The sequence below is a fragment of the Dryocola boscaweniae genome, assembly GCF_025215095.1.
Lineage (GTDB): Bacteria > Pseudomonadota > Gammaproteobacteria > Enterobacterales > Enterobacteriaceae > Dryocola > Dryocola boscaweniae.
Genome location: NZ_JALHAP010000038.1, coordinates 1 through 477, shown reverse-complemented (window position 1 = coordinate 477; position 477 = coordinate 1). Strand labels below are relative to the sequence as shown.

Sequence of the window (477 nt, the reverse complement as noted above, 5' to 3'; positions counted from 1 at the left end):
GCTATCAGCGTCCCGTAACCAATGACCTGTGGTGGCTGACCAGCTTCTACGGCCAGTGGTCGCCGGACCGGCTTTACGGCAGCGAGCGCCTGACGATTGGCGGCGAAAGCTCGGTGCGCGGTTTCAAAGAGCAGTACCTTTCCGGCGATAACGGCGGCTACTGGCGCAACGAGCTGAACTACACGCTGTTCACGCTGCCGGTTATCGGCCAGGTCAGCAGCGTGGCGGCGCTCGACGGCGGCTGGCTGCAAAAGGATAACCACGATCCCCGGGCGTCCGGCACGTTGTGGGGCGCGGCAGTCGGGTTATCCACGGCCAGCCGTTATTACTCCGGCCAGTTTACCGTTGGCCTGCCGGTGAAGTATCCCGACTGGCTGGCGCCCGATCGTATCAGCATTTACTACCGCATCGCGTTCGTTCTGTGAGGACTGAGATTATGGACAATCACCCGCAACCCGTTTGTTTTGCCCGGCGTTT

At 61.4% G+C, this 477-nt stretch carries 1 protein-coding gene; it reads left to right on the top strand.

The window, feature by feature from the left end:
- Positions 1-425 (top strand): ShlB/FhaC/HecB family hemolysin secretion/activation protein (locus MUA00_RS00195; RefSeq protein ID WP_271130450.1); only part of this gene is annotated, 425 nt, incomplete at its 5' end.
- Positions 426-477: the final 52 nt, after the last annotated feature.